General features: G+C 70.5%; 9 protein-coding genes. 6 read left to right on the plus strand and 3 right to left on the minus strand.

Annotation, left to right across the window (positions count from 1 at the left end; all coding sequences use genetic code 11):
- Positions 1 to 170 precede the first annotated feature (170 nt).
- The 6 genes from ACPZVR_RS07045 (at position 171) to ACPZVR_RS07070 (ending at position 8,048) form a co-directional block, all read left to right on the plus strand.
- Positions 171 to 881, plus strand: a complete 711-nt coding sequence (locus ACPZVR_RS07045; protein ID WP_436698870.1) for a hypothetical protein — start codon at positions 171 to 173, stop codon at positions 879 to 881.
- A complete protein-coding gene (locus ACPZVR_RS07050; RefSeq protein ID WP_436698871.1) occupies positions 878 to 2,335 on the plus strand; it encodes a hypothetical protein in 1,458 nt (485 codons plus the stop codon). The genes ACPZVR_RS07045 and ACPZVR_RS07050 overlap by 4 nt, the downstream gene beginning before the upstream one ends.
- 178 nt (positions 2,336 to 2,513) lie before the next feature.
- Positions 2,514 to 2,867: a hypothetical protein gene (locus ACPZVR_RS07055; protein WP_436698872.1), complete on the plus strand. Its 354-nt coding sequence runs from the start codon at positions 2,514 to 2,516 to the stop codon at positions 2,865 to 2,867.
- Entirely contained in the window at positions 2,864 to 4,432 is a 1,569-nt protein-coding gene (locus ACPZVR_RS07060; protein ID WP_436698873.1) for a hypothetical protein, read from the plus strand. The genes ACPZVR_RS07055 and ACPZVR_RS07060 overlap by 4 nt, the downstream gene beginning before the upstream one ends.
- 34 nt (positions 4,433 to 4,466) lie before the next feature.
- Entirely contained in the window at positions 4,467 to 6,239 is a 1,773-nt protein-coding gene (locus ACPZVR_RS07065; protein ID WP_436698874.1) for a hypothetical protein, read from the plus strand.
- A 36-nt stretch (positions 6,240 to 6,275) separates the two neighbouring features.
- The gene (locus tag ACPZVR_RS07070; RefSeq protein WP_436698875.1) at positions 6,276 to 8,048 is read left to right on the plus strand and encodes a hypothetical protein; all 1,773 of its coding nucleotides are present in this window, start codon (positions 6,276 to 6,278) and stop codon (positions 8,046 to 8,048) included.
- A gap of 476 nt (positions 8,049 to 8,524) precedes the next feature.
- On the opposite strand, the gene ACPZVR_RS07075 is transcribed toward ACPZVR_RS07070, so the two are convergent.
- The 3 genes from ACPZVR_RS07075 to ACPZVR_RS07085 all read right to left on the minus strand — a co-directional run bounded on the left by ACPZVR_RS07075 (position 8,525) and on the right by ACPZVR_RS07085 (position 14,819).
- Entirely contained in the window at positions 8,525 to 9,844 is a 1,320-nt protein-coding gene (locus tag ACPZVR_RS07075; protein WP_436698876.1) for an HNH endonuclease, read from the minus strand.
- A gap of 395 nt (positions 9,845 to 10,239) precedes the next feature.
- A complete protein-coding gene (locus ACPZVR_RS07080) occupies positions 10,240 to 10,791 on the minus strand; it encodes a Uma2 family endonuclease (protein ID WP_436698877.1) in 552 nt (183 codons plus the stop codon).
- A gap of 149 nt (positions 10,792 to 10,940) precedes the next feature.
- Positions 10,941 to 14,819 carry a DNA-directed RNA polymerase subunit beta' gene (locus ACPZVR_RS07085; RefSeq protein WP_436698878.1) on the minus strand — a complete coding sequence of 1,293 codons (3,879 nt, stop codon included), beginning with the start codon at positions 14,817 to 14,819 and terminating at the stop codon, positions 10,941 to 10,943.
- Positions 14,820 to 14,831: the final 12 nt, after the last annotated feature.

Consider the following 14,831-nt stretch of genomic DNA (forward strand, 5'->3'; position numbering starts at 1 on the left):
CACTCGACCCGCGGCCCGCGCGGGTCGCGCCTGGCGTCGTACCGGATGTCCCGCCGGATGCTCTCCTCGATGTCCTGCCCGATGTCCCGCCCGATGTCCCGATCGACGGCCCGGAAGGTCGTGACGCGGGGACCTGACACCCGGGCCGTCCCGCCACCGAGTCTCGGAGCATGAACGAGACCACTCCCCTGTCCTCCTCCGCGCCCGCGTCGTCGGGCACCTCGACCGGCGGCGGCTTCACCGCCTGGCCGCTGCTCATCTCCCTGTGCGGGCTGCTCGGTGTCATCGCCCTCTTCCTCGAGGGCCGGCCCGACGGCAACGGCGACTTCGACTACCCCGTGACGGCCGAGGACGTGCTCGGCCTCGACCACGTGCCGTATCGGCTCTCCGGCGCGGTGGGCTACGTCCTGGCGCTGCTCCTCATCGCGGCCGCCGTGCTGTGGCGCCACCGGGTCGAGCGCCGCTTCCCCGGCTCGTCCGGCGCGACCGCCGTGTCCTACGGCGTGATCGCCACCGCCGCCCTGGTCACGCTGACCTATGGCTGGCGCGGCGCGGTCGGCAACTACCTCCCGACCGGCGCCGAGGGCGACACGTACGACGCCGCGGGCGTCTACAGCTACTACATCATGACCGACTTCAGCCCCTATATCGCCTTCATCCCGCTGCTGGCGTCGTCGTACGGCCTGGCGTGGATGGCCTTCCGCGAGCGTCTCGTCTCCCGCGGCCTCGGCGCCCTGTCGGCGATCTTCGCCACCGCCCTGCTGATCGCGGTCTTCTTCACCGGCGTGCCCGGCCTGCCGTCGATGATCATCGTCGGGCTGATCGTCGCCGGCATCTGGCTGGCCGTCGGGCGCAGCCCCATCACGGCGGCCCAGCCGTGATCCTCCGGATCCTCGGCACGCTCGCCCTGGCCTGTGCCGGGGCGAGCGTCGCCGTTCCGGCATACGCCGCCGACACCACTCCGCCCACCATCCACATCATCGTGCCCGACAGCCCCGGCACCGGGACGTGGGCCGGCTGGTACGCCGCGCCGGTCGACATCGTCATGTCCGCCACCGACGACGCCGGCGTGACCTCGCTCAGCTACGAGCTGACCGGCGCCCAGACCGGGACCGGCGACAGCACCGGCACCGCGATCACCCGCCGTGTGGGGGTCGAAGGCGTCACCACGCTGACCGTCCGGGCCCGTGACGCGGCCGGCAACCAGGCCGAGCGCCTCCTCGGCATCGGTCTCGATCTGACCAGGCCGGCGGTCAGTATCGGCGGTACGGTTTACGGCCCTCCGGTCGAACGCGGCCAAGTGCGCACCTTCACCTACGATTGCACCGACGCCGTCACCGCCGTGGTCTCCTGCACCGCCCGCATCGGCGACGCCCCCTTCACCTCGGGTGGCCCGGTGCCGACCGAGACCACCGGCCTCAAGACCATCGTCGTCACCGCGATCGACGCCGTCGGCAACCGGCGTGAGTCGTCCAACGTCTACGAGGTCCTCGATCCCTTCCTCGAGGTGACGGCGCCGGTCGGCATCGTCGGCGATCCGGTGGTCGTCCGGGTCGGCCAGGTGCTGACCGTACGACCGCCGACCTTCGCCCCGGCCGCCTCGGATATCACCTACGCATGGGTCGCATATCGGGCCGGCCAGAGTGTCAGCGGCGACACCTTCGAGGTCACGCCCCAGTATCGAGGCGAGGAGCTCTGCGTCCGCGCCACCGGCACCCGGCCCGGCTACAGCCCGACCCGATCGTCAACCCACTGCGGCGCTGGCGTGCCGGTCCTGCCCGGCCTCCACCAGGTCACCGGACATCCCGCCTCCACCGGCCGCGGGATCGAAGGCGAGACCCTGACCGTCATCCCGGCCGCGGTCTCCCCCACACCCCAGACCGTCCGCACCAGGTGGACCGTCGGCGGCGTCCAGGTATCGGAGGAGCCTGGGCTGCGGCTCACCGCCGCCCACGTCGGACAGCAGATCCGCTGCGAGCAGGTCTACACCAGCCTCGGGTACGACGACGCCCACGCGCCGTGCGTCTTCCCCGGTGGCGCCACCACCGCGACCGTCACCGGTCACGCCTGGACCGTGCACACACCGGCCGCGCTCAAGGGCAAGCCCAAGGTCGGCAAGAAGCTCCGCGCCATCCTCCCCGTGCTCTCCGGTCCCGCCACCACGTACGCCTACCAGTGGCTCCGCAACGGCAAGCCGATCAAGGGCGCCACCCGCGCTTCCTACAAGCTCCGCAGGGCCGACGCGAGGCGCAAGGTCACCGTGCGCGTCACGGCGTCGACCGCGCACCGCGCCGACACCGTCTCGGTCGCCACCCCGAAACGGGTGCGCCGATGACCCGGCACCGGCCCTGCGGACGCCGACGGCTCGCGATGCTCGCCCTGGCCTGCGCCACCGCGGGCATCGCGAGCCCGGCAACCGCCGCGGCCATGGTCGACACCACGTTCCCGACGATCCGGATCGACCTGCCCGCCAGCCCGGACCATGCTCCAGGATCGGCTGGTATGCCGAACCGGTGCCGGTGAGCCTCCGCCACCGACGACACCGGCATCACCTCTCTCAGCCGGCCGACGCCGCCACGGCCGTACTGACCTGCGTCGCGGCCCTCGGCGACCTGTCCTTCGCCTCGGGCGCCCCGGTGCCCGCCGGCGCCACCGGTGCGACGGACCAGCTCCAGCGGGCCGACGCCCAGCGGAGGATCTCCGCCCGGGTCACCGCCTCGACGGCCCGCCGCCCGGACACCGTCACCGTCTCCCGGCCGAAGGAGGTCCGCCGCTGTCCCGGCCCGATGTCCCGGCCCGCGGCCCAGAAAGTCGGGCAGGACTCAACTGTCGTCCGGGCCGCGGCAGCGCCGAGGCTCGGCCCATGACGATCACCACGCCCCTGCGACAGCGCGCCCTGACCATCGCCGTCCGGGCTCGCCTCCTGGTCGCCCTCATCGCGTCCCTCGCTCTCGCCCTCACCGCGACCGGAGCGGCACAGGCCGACCCCGTCCCGGACACGACCCCGCCGAACATCTGGATCGAGGTCGCCCCGAGCCCCGGAACCGGAGCATGGGTCGGCTGGTATCGAGGCGAGACGGTCGTCAACCTCCGGGCGTCGGACCAGGGCGGCCTCGATCGCATCTCCTACGGGCTCTCAGGCGCCCAGACCGGTACGGACGGCGCGGGCGGCGGGCTGCTGCAGGTCACGATCCGCGCCGAGGGCGTCACGACGATCACCATCACGGCGAGGGACCTGTCCGGCAACGTCGCCACCAAGACGTACGGCGTCGGCATCGATCTCACCGACCCGACCGCCGCGATCACCGGTCTCGCCGACGGCGCAACCCTGAAGAACGGGGAGGTCCGGCGGGCAGAGTTCTCCTGCACCGACCCGGGCGGCGCGATCGCGTCGTGCACCGCCACCAACGACGGCGCTCCGTTCACCTCCGGGAGTCCCCTCACCACTAACCTGGCCGGTCCACACCGGCTGAGGGTCACCGCCGTCGATCGGGTCGGTCGCGTCTTCGAGCGCGTCGTCGACTACCAGGTCGGGCGCGCGGCGCTGAGGATCGTCAGCCTGCCGGTGATCACCGGCAACCCCACCATCGTCCGGGTCGGGCAGGAGCTGAGTGTCACCGGCGGTGTCTTCAACCCGGCGCCGGACACCTTCCGCTACGAGTGGGCCGTCGGCGGCCAGGTCGTCGCCAACGGCTCGACCTTCAAGCCGACCGCGGAGCACGTCGGCAAGCAGGTCAGCGTGAGGGCGTACGGCTCGGGCTCCGGGACCCAGTACGGCGAGACCTACACCCCGCCGGTCGGCGACGTCCACGTGCGTCCGACCCTGATCCCGATGACCGTCGTGAAGCAGCCCTTCATCAAGGGCAGTCCCACCACCGTCTCGCCGGGTGACGTGCTGGAAGCCGCCGGCGGCACCTTCTCTCCGGAGCCGGAGAAGGTGGACTTCATGTGGTTCGCCGATGCGAAGCACGTCGCCACCGCCCCTACGTGGACGCCCGGTGCCGAGCACCTCGGCACGTCGATCTCCCTGTTGGCCGTGGCCAGCCATCCCGACCACCTCGATACGCCGAGCACGAAGACCGCCGGAGTCCGCGTCGTCCCGCGGGCTCCTGCGCCGGGCGGTCCCACGCCGGGCGGCTCCGCGCCGGGTGGTCCCGCCGCCGGCTCCTGGAGCCTGCTGAGCGCCGCGGCGGTCAAGGGCAAGCCGGCCGTGGGCAGGAAACTGCGCGCCGTCCTGCCCCAGCTCTCCGCACCCGCCCAGACCTGGACCTACCAGTGGCTGCGCAACGGCACGCCGATCAAGGGCGCCACCAAGAAGGCCTACAAGCTCCGCAAGACCGACCGGCAACGCAAGATCACCGTCCGCATCACCGCCACGAGCGCCACCGGCGCGGTCGTCGTCTCGACCGCGAAGCCCCAGCGCATCCGCTGAGACCTGCTCCGCACCCACTCAAGGATCGCCCATCATGAGACATCGCCTGCCGACTGCCTTCGCCCTGACCCTCGCCGCCGTGCTCACCGTGGCCCCAAGTTCGCGCTCCGACGCGCTCGCCGGCACCACGCCGCCGGTGATCACGGTCGACGTCAGAGCCAGCGACGGCCAGGGGGCCTGGGTCGGCTGGTACAAGGACACCGTTTCGGCCGTGCTGAGAGCGACCGACGACGACGGCATCGCCCGCCTGTCCTACCGCCTCACCGGCGCCCAGAACGGCGAGGGCAGCATCGCCGGCGCGCTGCTCCCGGTCACCATCTCCGCCGAGGGCCTGACCACCATCGAGATCACCGCCACCGACACAGCCGGCAACACCGCCACCCGCAGCTACGGCGTCGGCATCGACCTCACCGACCCCACCGCCGTCGTCACCGGCCTCAATGCGGGCGTTCCCCGCGGCGAGAGCCGCACTGCTGAGTACTCCTGCGCCGACCCCGGCGGCCCCACCAGCGCGATCGTCTCCTGCGTCGCCACCCACGACGGCGCGCCCTTCAGCTCCGGCAGCCGGGTCGACACCTCCCAGGCCGGAGAACACACTGTCGACGTCACCGCGACCGACCGGGTCGGCAATATCACCAGGTACACCTATCCCTATCGCGTCACTCGCTACACCCTCGTCAGCCCGCCCGCCATCGAGGGCGATCCCACCAGCATCAAGGTCGCCCAGCCGCTTCGGGCCAGCGGTGGGATCGTCGAGCCCACTCCGGAGCAGTTCATCTATGAGTGGCTCATCGATGGCCGCGTCGTTTCGCACGAGAACCCCTTCGTCCCCCGAGCAGACCACCTCGGCAAGCGGATCTCGCTGCGCGTCTTCGTCTCAGACGCAGGCCCGCTCTTCGGCAACCAGACCCAGACCGCGCCGGTCGGCGACGTCCTCGTCAAAGACGACCTGCGGGTGAACAAGGGGCCCATCATCGTGGGCGCCCCGACCACCACCCGACCCGGTCAAGTGCTCCGGGCCACCGATGCCGAGTTCGCCCCCACCCCCAGCAGCATCACCTACCGGTGGTACGCCGACGGCCAGCAGGTCGGCACCGGCAAGGAGTACGCCGTCCGACCGGCCGACGTCGGCAAGGCCATCGCCATGGATGCCCTCGCCGGCGCGCCCCACCCTAACTATTTGGACACCGCGACAACTCGCGTCGGCCAAGTCCAAGTGCTACCGAACATCTTCCAGAACCCGCAGTCTCCCGCCGTCACCGGCACCGCCGATGTCGGCGGCACCCTGACCATCACCGACGGCACCGTCACCCCGACCACCCCGCCCGCCAGCAGTCACTGGTCCGTCGACGGCACCACCGTGGCCACCGGCACCCAGCTCACCCTCACCCGCGCCCACGCCGGCCGCGTCGTGACCTGCCACCAGACCTTCAAGGCCCCCGGCTACACCGACCTCACCCTCCCCTGCACCTTCCCCGGCGGCACCACCAGCGTCACCATCCCCGGCACCCGCACCGGCGGCCCTGGCAGCGACACCGCTTGGACCGTCACGACCCCGGCCGGGATCAAGGGCAAGGCCAAGCCCGGCAAGACTCTCCGCGCGGTCCTCCCCCAGCTCTCCACACCGGCTGCGAGCCACAGCTACCAGTGGCTGCGCAACAACAAGCCCATCAAGAAGGCCACGACCGCCACCTACAAGGTCCGCAAGACCGACCGGAAACGGAAGATCACCGTTCGCATCACCGCCACCTCTCCCACCGGCATGGTCGTCGTCTCCACCGCCAAGGCCGTCCGGGTCAGCCGCTGACCGACGCCGCATCCGCTCTCGAACCAAGGAGTCCTTGTGAAGCGCCGCCTCCTGACGCTCTTCGCCCTCGCGACGGCGCTGGCCGCCCTCTGCGCGGTCCCGGCACGCGCCGGGACGCCCGCCACCACCGCACCGGTCATCGCCGTGGAGGTCGGCCCCAGCCAGGGCACCGGACCCTGGATCGGCTGGTACGACGGCCCGGTCGCGGTCACCTTGCGAGCGAGCGCCTCGAGCGACATCGCGACCCTGTCCTACTCCCTCAGCGGCAGCCAGGCAGGATCGGGCAGCGTCAACGGCTCGACGCTCACTCTGCGGATCGAGGCCGAGGGCAGCACCTTGATCTCGATCACGGCGACCGCCAGGGACAACTCGTCCGCGACGGCCAAGTACGGCGTCGGCGTCGATGTGACCAACCCCGTCCTCACCGTCGGCGGCGTCACCAACCACGACGTACTGGATGTCGGCAAGAGCTATCCACTCCAGTTCTCCTGTGACGATCCCGGGGGCGCGATCGTCTCCTGTGCTGCCACCGACAATGGCGTCCCGATCACCTCCGGCAGCTCCATCGACACCTCCCAGCCGGGCTCACGCCGGCTCGTGGTCACCACGACCGACCGGGTCCGACGAGTCGCCACGCGCACGATCAACGTCGAGGTCGTCCGGCCGCTGCGGGTCGTCGGCCAGCCCGTCATCGAGGGCGCCCCCGCCAACGCCAAGGTCGGCCACCAGCTCCGGGTCTCGGGCGGTGTCTTCGATCCCGCTCCATCGACCTCCTTCGGCTACACCTGGATCGTCGATGGCGAACGGGTCGGCCGGGGTCCTGTCTTCGCTCCGCGACCGGAGCTTCTCGGCAAGCGGGTCTCCGTCTACGCCTGGGGTTGGGTCCCGGGCTATCGCGAGACCCAGACCGATCGGGTCGGCGACCTGCTCGTCGAGCCCGGACCACTGCAGGTGAGCCGACAGCCCGGCATCGAAGGCGATCCCGCCACTGCCCGACCGGGCGACCGGCTCCGCATCGTCAAGGCCGAGATCACTCCGGAGCCGCACAGCGTCACCTACAGGTGGTACGCCGACGACGAGCAGGTCGGCGACGGCGAGTTCTACACCGTCCATCCGACCGACGTCGGCAAGACCATCGCCGTCGACCTCGTCGCCATCGCGCAACGCACCGGCTACCTGGACGTCACCAGCGACCGGAGCGGCGCCGTCTGGGTCGTGCCACCCGCTCTCGAGGTCGACAGCCCACCACAGGTGAGCGGCGCCGCGAGGGTCGGCGGCACGCTGACCCTCGCCGACGGGACAGTCGCTCCCAGCGCTGCCCCCGCCGCCAGCCGCTGGGTCATCGACGGCGACACCGTCGCCACCGGCAACCAGCTGATCCTCACCCGCGCCCAGCTCGGGAGGACCCTCTCCTGCCACCAGGTCTTCACCAAGACCGGCTACGCCGACCTCACCGTCCCCTGCGCCTTCCCCGGCGGCGCCGGCAGCGTCACCATCGCCGACGCGCCCACCGACGGCCCGGACCCCGGCAGCGACGCCGCCTGGACCGTGAAGACCGGCGCGGGCCTCAAGGGCAAGGCCCAGACCGGGAAGAGGCTCCGCGCGGTGCTGCCCCAGCTCACCGGCCCCGCCGCCTCGTACTCCTATCAGTGGCTGCGGGGCGGCAAGCCCATCAAGAAGGCCACCACGGCGACGTACCGGATCCGCAAGGCCGACCGCGGGCGCAGGCTCAGCGTCCGGGTCACCGCCTCCGCCCCCGGCCGGACCGACCTCGTCTCGGTCTCACCAGCCAAGCGGGTCCGGGTCTAGTCCTCTCCCCCACGGAGGAACCCCCACCCGAGAGGAAAGGACGAAGGCCCTCCCGAGCTACGCTCGGGAGGGCCTTCGGCATGTCAGCGGTCACTCGGGGACGCCAGAGCCGCCGGCACCACCGCCACCCGCAACTACACCGTCGGTCTCGACGTCACCGACCCGCCCTCTATCCGCTCGCATCCGGGGACCGGCGCACCCGCCTGGAGTGTCGCCAAGCCGGCCAGGATCAAGGGCAAGGCTCGCGTGGGCACGCGACTGCGCGCCGTCCTCCCCCAGCTCACCGCGCCCGGCCTGGACCTACCAGTGGCTGCCGGGCGGGCAAGCCGATCAAGGGGCGCGACCAAGACCTACCAGATTCGCAAGGCCGACCGCGGACGCAAGCTGACCGCCCGGGTCGCCGCGACCTCCGCCACCGGACTCTCGTGTCACCGCCCATCCCAAGAAGGTGCGCCGATGAGGACGCTCCGGTCGGCTTACGTGCGTCGGTGGAAGCGGATGTCGCCGGAGGGGAGGCGGTGGTGGGTGTAGGCGTGGTCGTGGATGCGGTGGTGGTGATGCGCGCAGAGGCTGACCGCGTTGGCCAGGTCGGTGGCACCACCCTGCGACCAGGGCTGGAGGTGGTGGGCCTCGGTCCACGCCGCGGGGATGGTGCACCCCTCCGCCCGGCACCGCTGGTCCCGGATCCGCAGCGCACGGCGTTGGGCCCGGGTGAACAACCGCATCCGCCGACCCAGGTCGAGGACCTCCCCCTTCCCACCCAGCACGACCGGCACGATCGAGGCCTGACAGGCCAACCGGCGCGCCTGCTCGGCGGAGATGGCGTGCTGCCCGTCACCGGCGATCACCCCGGCCGCGGCGAGATCGGTCAACAACTGCGACAGCGTCAACGTGACGAGGACGGTGGTGGCGTCCCCACCATGCTCCGGCAGGCCGTCGGGGTCGAGGTGCTCCAGCAGCGCGGCGAAGGCATGGGCGTAGGCCCGGTGCTGCGGCACCCGGTCCGCTGAGCCGGCCGAGCAGCCCGAACCACCATGCCAGGGCGTGGCGGGAGCCTCACCACCTCGCTCTGTGTCGCGCTCTGGGTCACGCTCTGGGTTTCGGCGCGGGTTGGTGTAGGCGTTGAGGTAGTGCTTGAGGCGCTGTGCCACGGTGGTCGGCAGCACTCCGCTGATCCGGGTCCGCCCATCGCCGAGGTCCCGCAACCGCAGGGAGGCCTTCTCACGGGCGCGGCGCTCGGCGTCTTCGAGCCGGCGTCCGTCCTCGGTCTCGGCGACCTCGGGCGCGACGATCTCCAGAATCCGCTCACCCAGCCTCCGGAGCTCGCGGGGGCGGTGGTGCTCGGCGTAGCCCACCATCGTCTCCTCCGCCGACACCACCAACCCCGGGCCCAACTCAGGCGGCAGGTCGTCCACGGTGTCGATGATCACCCGTGCCTGCGCCACCGACACGGTGCCCGCGCGCATCCCGGCCGCCACCACCGGATGCCGGTCCAGTGCTCTGGCCAGCTGCAGCTCTGCGTGTGCGGTGCGGGGATCGGCCTGCACCCGCTGCGCCAGCCAGTCCGCCACATCCCGGGCACCATGCTCGACCGCCACATCCTCGGACGCGGCGAGGACCCGGGCCTCGAGCTCAACCAACTGAGCCTTCGCTGCCGCCAGCTCGACCAGAACGGCCTCCTTGTCGTCGGTCGTCATGAACACCGGCTGCACCTGCGCCACCCCGGCCAGCGCCCGCCGGACCTCGCCCGCGCACCCCACGATCGGATGCGGCGGAGCCAGCGTCGCCAGCGACATGACAACCTCCCGAGACCTCGAACACCCTCATTCGACCACCTACCCCCGACATCGGGCCCCGTCCTCCCCAGCCCCTGTGGACGAGGAACGGCTCCGGGAGCGATGCTTCCCGCAACGGAGCCGGTCGATCTCGGAGGGCGGACCCGAGACGCCCGCGTCGGCGGCACCCTGGCGATGGCCGCGCCCGAGGTCGAGCCGGCCATGCAACCGTGCCGCCATGGTCGTTTGTTCGTCGACCAGTGGCCGATCGACGGCGCGATCGACGAGACGGACCCACCGAGACCCCCAGGCTGACGCTGACCAAGCGCTGACCTCCTCCCCGAGCTGCGGCAAGCGGGTCCGGCGGCTTGCAGAGTTCCTGCGCTCCGGGGCCGTCGGTCTCGTCCTCGACCAGGTCAGCGCCCGACGAGGTCGGCCGGGACGATCGTCACGGGGAAGGGCGCCGTCGCCGTCCACGGCTCGGCACCGGTGCTGTCGAGGATCTCGAGATAGGCGTCGTCGCGCAGCTCCCACGCGATCAGCCGACCCGCCAGCGCGTCGACCGCCCAGTACGACGGGACCCCGGCCCGCTCGTAGCGCTTGTACTTCGTGTTCAGGTCGTAGAGCGCCGTGCTCGGCGAGAGGATCTCGACCACCAGCAGCGGGCAGACCTCGATCGGGTCCGTTCCCACGACCGCGGCGGGATCGATCACCATGACGTCCGGCTGCACGGCAGTGTCCGCCGACAGGATGTCGAACGGCGCCGCCAGCACCTCCAGGTGCGCCGGCAGCGCCGACAGCAGCAGCTTGATCAGCCGCATCTGCGTGCGCTGGTGCTCGATCGACGGCCCGGCCATGACCGTGACCACCCCGTCAATCAGCTCGAGCCGACGATCCGGCTCCCACAGTTGCCAGACGTCGTACGCCGTCAGCACCTGCCCCTGCGGCAGGTCGAGGTCTACCGTCATGGCTCCCATTGTGCACCGCCTCTCCGACCCGGGTCATGCCTCGATCCTGCGGGCATCCCCCGAGTGCTGCAAACGGCTCTCCACAGTCTTCCCCGGACAAGACGAAGACCCTCCCGAGCTGCGCTCGGGAGGGCCTTCGGCACCTTGACTCAGTTCTGGTAGGAGCCGAAGTCGAAGTCGTCCAGCGCCACGGCCTGGCCCTGGTTGCCGAACTCGTAGTCGTAGGACTCGTAGCCCGTGACGGCGTACGCCGCGGCGCGCGCCTCCTCGGTCGGCTCGACCCGGATGTTCCGGTAGCGCTCCAGGCCGGTGCCGGCCGGGATCAGCTTGCCGATGATCACGTTCTCCTTCAGACCACGCAGGCTGTCGGAGCGGCCGTTGATCGCGGCGTCGGTGAGGACCCGGGTGGTCTCCTGGAAGGAGGCCGCCGAGAGCCACGACTCGGTCGCGAGCGAGGCCTTGGTGATGCCCATGAGCTCGGGACGACCCGAGGCCGGCTTGCCGCCCTCGGAGACCACGCGGCGGTTCTCCTCCTCGAAGCGGACGCGGTCGACGAGGTCGGAGGGCAGCAGGTTGGTGTCACCCGACTCGAGCACCGTGATCCGGCGCAGCATCTGCCGCACGATGATCTCGATGTGCTTGTCGTGGATCGACACGCCCTGCGACCGGTAGACCTCCTGGACCTGGTCGACGAGGTGCTGCTGCGTGCGGCGGACGCCGAGGATGCGCAGCACCTCCTTCGGGTCCTCCGTGCCGGCGGTGAACTTGTCGCCCACGTCGACCCGGCCGCCGTCCTCGACGAGCAGGCGCGAGCGGCGGGAGACGGGGTACTCCTTGACGTCGCTGCCGTCGTCGGGGGTGACGACGATGATGCGCGCCTTGTCGGTCTCCTCGATCTGCACGCGGCCGGCGGCCTCGGAGATCTGCGCGTGACCCTTGGGGGTCCGGGCCTCGAACAGCTCGACCACGCGGGGCAGACCCTGCGTGATGTCGTCGGCCGACGCCACACCACCGGTGTGGAAGGTACGCATGGTCAGCTGCGTGCCGGGCTCACCGATGGACTGCGCGGCGATGATGCCGACGGCCTCGCCGATGTCGACGAGCTTGCCGGTGGCCAGCGAGCGGCCGTAGCACTTGGCGCAGGTGCCGGTGCGGGCGTCGCAGGTCAGCACGGAGCGGACCGTGACCTCCTCGATGCCGGCCTCGATGAGCTCGGCGATCTTGACGTCACCGAGGTCGTCGCCCGCGCCGGCCAGCACCTCACCCGTGGTCGGGTGGGTGATGTCCTTGGCCGCCGAACGGGCGTACGCCGCGGTCTCGGCGTTCTCGTCCTTGACGACGACACCGTTCTCGTCCTTGACACCGATCACCTTGGGCAGGCCGCGCTCGGTGCCGCAGTCGTCCTCGCGGATGATGACGTCCTGCGACACGTCGACCAGACGACGGGTCAGGTAGCCGGAGTCGGCGGTCCGCAGCGCGGTGTCCGCCAGACCCTTGCGGGCACCGTGGGTGGAGATGAAGTACTCCAGCACGGAGAGACCCTCGCGGAAGTTGGCCTTGATCGGCCGCGGGATGATCTCGCCCTTCGGGTTGGCCACCAGGCCACGCATGGCGCCGACCTGGTTGATCTGGTTGAAGTTACCCGAGGCACCCGAGTGCACCTGCACGTAGATCGGGTTGGTCGGGTTGGCCTCGAAGGTGGAGCGCAGGGCCTTGCCGACCTCCTGGCTCGCCTTGGTCCAGATCTCGATGAGCTCCTGACGGCGCTCCTCGTCGGTGACCAGACCGCGCTCGTACTGCTTCTGGATCTTCGCCGCCGCGCCCTCGTGCTCGGCCAGGATCTCGGCCTTGTTGGGGGGCGTGATGACGTCGGCGATCGACACGGTCACACCGGAGCGGGTCGCCCAGTGGAAGCCGTTGTCCTTGAGCGCGTCGAGGGACGCCGCGACGACCACCTTGGGGTAGCGCTCGGCGAGGTCGTTGACGATCGCGCCGAGGCGCTTCTTGCCGACCTCCTCGTTGACGTAGGGGTAGTCGGCCGGAAGGGCGTCGTTGAAGATCGTGCGGCCGAGGGTCGTCTCGACGACGGTGGCCTCGCCCTGCTCGACGCCCTCGAGGGCGTAGTCGCTGAGCCGGATCCGGACCTTGTCCTGCAGCGCGATCTCGCCGCGGTCGTAGGCCATGATCGCCTCGGCCGGGGACATGAACGTCCGCAGGCGGGTCTCGCCGTCGACCTCGACCGTGGCCTCGCCACGCTCGGTAGTGAGGAAGAACAGGCCGATGATCATGTCCTGGGTCGGCATGGTCACCGGACGGCCGTCCGACGGCTTGAGGATGTTGTTGGTCGACAGCATCAGGATCCGCGCCTCGGCCTGCGCCTCGGCGGACAGCGGCAGGTGCACGGCCATCTGGTCACCGTCGAAGTCCGCGTTGAACGCGGTGCACACGAGCGGGTGGAGCTGGATGGCCTTGCCCTCGATCAGCTGCGGCTCGAAGGCCTGGATGCCGAGGCGGTGCAGGGTGGGCGCACGGTTGAGCAGCACCGGGTGCTCGGTGATGACCTCTTCGAGCACGTCCCACACGACCGGGCGGGCCCGCTCGACCATGCGCTTGGCGGACTTGATGTTCTGCGCGTGCGACAGGTCCACGAGCCGCTTCATGACGAAGGGCTTGAAGAGCTCCAGCGCCATCTGCTTGGGCAGACCGCACTGGTGCAGCTTGAGCTGCGGACCTGACACGATGACCGAGCGGCCCGAGTAGTCGACGCGCTTGCCGAGCAGGTTCTGACGGAAGCGACCCTGCTTGCCCTTGAGCATGTCGGACAGCGACTTCAGCGGCCGGTTGCCCGGGCCGGTGACCGGACGACCACGACGGCCGTTGTCGAACAGCGAGTCGACGGCCTCCTGGAGCATCCGCTTCTCGTTGTTGACGATGATCTCCGGCGCACCGAGGTCGAGCAGGCGCTTGAGCCGGTTGTTGCGGTTGATCACGCGACGGTAGAGGTCGTTGAGGTCGGAGGTCGCGAACCGGCCGCCGTCGAGCTGCACCATCGGGCGCAGGTCCGGCGGGATGACCGGGACGGCGTCGAGGACCATGCCCTCGGGCTTGTTGCCGGTCTTGCGGAACGCGTCGACGACCTTGAGCCGCTTGAGGGCACGGACCTTGCGCTGGCCCTTGCCGGTCGCGATGGTCTCGCGCAGGTTCTCGACCTCGGCCTCGATGTCGAAGCTCTGCAGGCGCTTCTGGATCGCCGTGGCGCCCATGTGGCCCTCGAAGTACTTGCCGAACCAGTTCTTCATCTCGCGGTAGAGGACCTCGTCACCCATGAGGTCCTGCACCTTGAGGGTCTTGAAGGTCTCCCAAACCTCCTCGAGGCGGTCCAGCTCCCGCTGGGCGCGGTCGCGCAGCTGCTTGAGCTCACGCTCGGCGCCGTCGCGGACCTTGCGCCGCTGGTCGGCCTTGGCGCCCTCGGCCTCGAGGGCGGCGAGGTCCTCCTCCAGCTTCTTGGTGCGGTCCTCGAGGCCGGCGTCGCGGCGCTTCTCGATGGACTGACGCTGCAGGCCGATCTTGCCCTCGAGGTCGGAGAGGTCGCGGTGGCGCGCGTCCTCGTCGACCGAGGTGATCATGTAGGCGGCGAAGTAGATGACCTTCTCGAGGTCCTTCGGGGCCAGGTCGAGCAGGTAGCCCAGCCGGCTGGGGACACCCTTGAAGTACCAGATGTGGGTCACCGGCGCGGCGAGCTCGATGTGGCCCATCCGCTCGCGGCGGACCTTGGACCGGGTCACCTCGACGCCGCAGCGCTCGCAGATGATGCCCTTGAAGCGCACGCGCTTGTACTTGCCGCAGTAGCACTCCCAGTCCCGGGTGGGACCGAAGATCTTCTCGCAGAAGAGGCCGTCACGCTCCGGCTTGAGCGTGCGGTAGTTGATGGTCTCCGGCTTCTTGACCTCGCCGTGGCTCCAGGTGCGGATGTCGTCCGCGGTGGCCAGGCCGATCTGAAGCTGGTCGAAGAAGTTCACGTCGAGCACGATGGCTGCAAC

The sequence above is a fragment of the Nocardioides segetis genome (genome assembly GCF_051390595.1).
GTDB lineage: Bacteria > Actinomycetota > Actinomycetes > Propionibacteriales > Nocardioidaceae > Nocardioides.